This window comes from Limimaricola litoreus (assembly GCF_024159025.1).
Classification (GTDB): domain Bacteria; phylum Pseudomonadota; class Alphaproteobacteria; order Rhodobacterales; family Rhodobacteraceae; genus Limimaricola; species Limimaricola litoreus.
This window is the reverse complement of record NZ_JAMYXC010000277.1, coordinates 1-4,653: the sequence shown is the minus strand read 5'-3', so window position 1 is coordinate 4,653 and position 4,653 is coordinate 1. Positions and strand designations below refer to the sequence as shown.

The window sequence follows — 4,653 nt, the reverse complement described above, 5'->3', positions numbered from 1 at the left end:
GGGCCGGGCCGCCGGGCATGGCGCGCGGAGGCGCGGTGCGGATGACGCCGCCGGGCCGCGGGCCGATACGGGCCGCTCGACCCATCTGCGTGATTTCGTCTATGGCGCGATCGACGGCGCCGTGACCACCTTCGCCATCGTCGCGGGCGTGCAAGGCGCGGGCCTGCCGCATGGCATCATCCTCGCGCTCGGCACCGCCAATGTGCTGGCCGACGGGTTCTCCATGGCGGCCAGCAACTATTCCGGGACCAAGGCCGAGCGCGACGACATGATGCGGCTGCGGGCCATGAAGACGCGCCGGATCGAGACGGACCCGGAGGGCGAACGCGAGGAGATCCGTCGGACTTTGCGCGCAAAGGGGCTCGACGGCGCGGTGCTCGACGAGGCCGTCGGGGTCATCTCGGCCAACAAGTCGGCTTGGATCGACCTTGTCCTGGGTGACGGGCATGGGCTCGATCCGCAGGCCCCCGCCCCGATCCGGGCGGCGCTCGCGACCTTCGCGGCCTTTCTGGCGGCGGGCCTCATTCCGCTGCTGCCCTACGCGCTGGGGCTGGAGCCCGCTTTTCGCCTCTCCATCATCGCGACCGGCCTCGTCTTCTTCGCAATCGGCGCGCTCAAGAGCCGCTGGTCGCTCAGCGCATGGTGGCGATCGGGTATCGAGACCCTCGCCATCGGCGCGGCCGCGGCCTCGATCGCCTATCTGGTCGGAACCCTGTTCCGCATGGCCTGATACCTTGTCTTAGGTCCGGACCGACCATGGGCCGGTCGTATCGTCGCGTTCCCAGTCCTGCGATCCGCCCGTCTCGCATGGGGATGCGACGCAGGACGCTTATCTGGCTTCGGAGCGTTTCAATCGAGATCGACGAGCCGCACCTCCTCGATCAGCCTCTGCGCCAAGGCACCGTCGCAAAGCTGCGTCGCAGGGGTCGTCACGGCGGCGGCGGCGGCGGCGGTGCCCGCCCGGACGGCTTCCCTGAAGGCCGCGCCGCCCGACAGGGCTTGGGCGACGGCGCCCATCAGGCTGTCTCCCGCCCCGACCATGCTGACCGCCTCGACCTGCGGGGCGGTGCAGAAGAACGCCCCCTCGGCCGAAACCCCGGCCGTGCCCTGCTTGCCCAAGGCCATCACGACGCGCTCGGCCACCCCGGCATCCAGCAGGGTCCGGCCGAAATCGACGAGATCGCGGGGCGTGGTGAAACGTCTCCCCGACAGCTCTTCGGCCTCGTCCCCGTCCATGCGGATGAGGTGAAACGGCGCAGGGCCGTGATCGCGCACCGTGCGGATGAGCGCCGGGCCGGAGAGATCGAGCAACAGATCCGCCCGCCGGGCACGAAGATCATCGCGCAGCCTCGCGATCAGGGCCGGATCGAAGCCGGGCGGCAGGCTTCCCGACAGGACCACCAGATGCCCCGCCTCCAGCCGGCGATCCAGCTCCTCGAACAGGCGCTCCGTCGCCTCCTGTCGCCAGTCGGGGCCGGGCAGGATGAACCTGTATTGACGCCCGGTCTCGCGCTCGGTGATGGCGATCGACTGTCGCGTCAGCCCTTCGACGGCAAGCGCCGCGACATCGATGCCCTCCCGCGCCAGTAGCCCGGCGATCGTTTCTCCGGTCGCACCGGCAAGCGCCACCACCGCGGTCGAACGCCCCCCGAGGCGCAAGACCGCCCGCGACACGTTGACCCCGCCGCCGCCCGGATCGAGCCGGGGCGCCGTGCAGCGCAGCTTGCGGTCCGCGACAAGAGCCCCGGTCTCGGTCGAAAGATCGAGCGCCGGGTTCAGTGTGATGGTGAGGATGGGGCGCATGGCGTGTCCCTCCCGTCAGGGTGGCAATCGCGGGTTCGCCGGGGTGGCACGACCATGGACGCATATGCCGCGACGGGCGTGTTGATCTGCCGCAAGCGGGGCGGTGCCTTGGCGAAACGCTGCGACGACGATAATGCATCTTCGCCCCACAGGCGACGATGCCGCCCGACCCATGCTAGCCTCCAGACGAGACGAGGCAGATGCGGCGGGCATCATGAACTTCGACGGCAGGACCCCGGCCACGGGCTGGCACGCGCAGGACGGCGAACAGGTCCTCGCGGCGTTCGACGTCTCGCCGGAAGGGCTGAGCACGGTCGAGGCCACGGCGCGGCGGGCGCGCTTCGGGGAGAACCGCCTGCCCGAGCCGCCGCGACGGGGCTTTTTGGCCCGCCTTGGTGCGCAGTTCGCCAACCTGCTGATCCAGGTGCTGATCGGGGCGGGCGTCGTCACCGCGCTAATGGGGCATTGGGCGGATTCGGCCGTGATCCTCGCGGTGGTGGTGCTCAACGCCGCGATCGGCCTGTGGCAGGAGGGCCGCGCCGAAACGGCGCTCGCCGCGGTGCGCGCGATGCTGCCCGACGCGGCCTCGGTGCGTCGGGACGGCGCGCGCGCCCGCATCCCCGCGTCCGGGATCGTGCCCGGCGACATTGTGCTGGTCGAGCCGGGCGACAGGGTTCCGGCGGACCTGCGGCTGATCGAGGCGCGCGGTCTCAGGGCGCAGGAGGCGGCGCTCACCGGAGAGTCGGTCGCCGTCGACAAGGACATCCCGGCGGTCGCGGGGGACGCCCCGCTCGGCGATCGCAGCCCGATCGCCTTTTCCGGCACGCTCATCGCCGCCGGGCGCGGCGTCGGCGTCGCGGTCGCCATCGGGCCCGCCACCGAGATCGGTCGCATCGGCACGATGCTGGGCGCGGTGAAGCCCGGTACCACGCCGCTGTTGCGCCAGATCGACCGCTTCGCGCGGCAGATGACCTTCGTCATCCTCGCCGTCTGCCTCCTCATCTTCGCCTATGCCGTCACGCTCGGCGGCTACGGGCCGGGCGACGCCTTTCTCGCCATGGTCGGCTTGGCCGTCTCCGCCATCCCCGAAGGGCTGCCCGCCGTGCTGACGATCACGCTGGCGCTCGGGGTGCAGCGCATGGCCGCGCGCCATGCCATCGTGCGCCGTCTTCCGGCGGTCGAGACGCTGGGCGCGGTGACGGTGATCTGCACCGACAAGACCGGCACGCTCACGATGAACGAAATGGTGGTGCGGCGCGTCGCGACCGATCCCGCCGCACCGCCGCTGGAGATCGGCGGCACCGGCTACGCGCCGCGCGGCGAGATCACGGGCGATGCCAGAGCCGCGCTGCCGCTGATCCGGGCCGGGGTGCTGTGCAATGACGCGCATCTTGTCGAAGGCCCGACCGGCTGGCAGGCCGCGGGCGACCCGATGGAGGGCGCGCTCTTGGCGCTGGCGCACAAGGCGGGCCTCGATCCCGAGGCCGAGCGCCAGCGCCATGCGCGCCTGCACGAGATCCCCTTCGACGCCGCCTATCGCTTCATGGCGACGCTGAATGACGGCCCGGAGGGGCGGCAGGTAATTGTGAAGGGCGCGCCGGATCAGCTCCTCGCGCATTGCAGCTGCCAGATCGGCGCGAAAGGGGTGAAGCCCATCGATCGCGCGGCATGGGCGGCGCGGATCGAAGCGCTTGCCGCGACGGGCCACCGGGTTCTGGCCTTCGCCACGAAACCCGCGGATCGCGCCACGCTGGTGCAGGACAACATTCGCAACCTGACACTGCTCGGCATCGCGGGTTTCATCGACCCGGCCCGGCCCGAGGCAATTTCGGCCGTGGCCGACTGTCGCCGCGCGGGCATCGCGGTCAGGATGATCACCGGCGATCACGCGCTCACGGCCCTTACCGTCGCGTCCGAACTGGGTCTGGAGACGACCGGCCCCGCCCTCACCGGCCAGCAGATCGAGGCGATGGACGAGGCCGAACTGCGCCGCCGCATCGGCATGACGACCGTCTTCGCGCGCAGCTCGCCCGAGCACAAACTGCGGCTGGTCGAGGCGCTGCAGGCCGGGGGCGATGTCGTGGCGATGACCGGCGACGGGGTGAACGACGCGCCCGCGCTCAAGCGTGCCGATGTCGGCATCGCCATGGGCATCAAGGGCACCGAGGCCGCGAAGGAGGCCGCAAGGGTGGTGCTGGCCGACGACAACTTCGCCTCCATCGTCGCCGCCGTGCGCGAGGGGCGCACCATCCACGACAACATCCGCAAGGTCATCGCCTGGAACCTGCCGACCAATGGCGGCGAGGCGCTGGTGATCATCCTCGCGATCCTGATCGGGCTACCCTTGCCGATCACGCCGATCCAGATCCTGTGGATCAACATGGTCACGGCGGTGGCGCTCGGGCTGACGCTCGCCTTCGAGCCCGCCGAGCCGGGGGTGATGGACCGCCCGCCCCGCGCGCCCGGTGCGGCCCTGCTTGATGGCGAGATGATCTGGCGGGTGGTCCTCGTTTCGGCTCTCTTCGGCATGGCCGTCTTCGGCGTCACGGCCTGGGTCACGGCGCGGGGCGAAACGCTCGCCTATGCGCGGACCCTCTCGGTCAACTTGCTGGTGGTGCTGGAGATCTTCTACCTGTTCTCGGTGCGCTACCTGCACATGACCTCGATCACGGCGCGGGGACTTCTCGGCACGCGCGCCGTGCTGCTTGGCATCGCCGTGGCCCTGGCGGCACAGGCGCTCTTCACCTACGCCCCGCCGCTGCAAACGCTGTTCGACACCCGGCCCGTGACGCCCGCCGACGGCGCGCTGATCCTCGGGCTCGGGGTCGCGCTGCTGGCGCTGCTCGAGGC

The 4,653-nt window shown here is 70.9% G+C and carries 3 protein-coding genes; 2 read left to right on the top strand and 1 reads right to left on the bottom strand.

What is annotated here, in order from left to right; genetic code table 11:
• Window positions 1–121: 121 nt before the first annotated feature.
• Complete coding sequence (locus NHG85_RS17330; protein ID WP_440339880.1) at window positions 122–730, top strand: VIT1/CCC1 transporter family protein; 609 nt, start codon at window positions 122–124, stop codon at window positions 728–730.
• A gap of 119 nt (window positions 731–849) precedes the next feature.
• Here NHG85_RS17330 and NHG85_RS17325 read toward each other — a convergent pair whose 3' ends face one another.
• Entirely contained in the window at window positions 850–1,803 is a 954-nt protein-coding gene (locus NHG85_RS17325) for a 1-phosphofructokinase family hexose kinase (protein ID WP_253334780.1), read from the bottom strand.
• A gap of 172 nt (window positions 1,804–1,975) precedes the next feature.
• On the opposite strand from NHG85_RS17325, the gene NHG85_RS17320 reads away from it, so the two are divergent.
• Window positions 1,976–4,653: cation-translocating P-type ATPase (locus NHG85_RS17320; protein ID WP_253334778.1), on the top strand; the 2,678-nt coding region annotated here is incomplete at its 3' end.

What these genes read in the sequence shown, in the direction of transcription:
- NHG85_RS17325 (WP_253334780.1), bottom strand. Translation starts at nt 1,803, where the DNA reads ATGCGCCCCATCCTCACCATCACACTGAACCCGGCGCTCGATCTTTCG.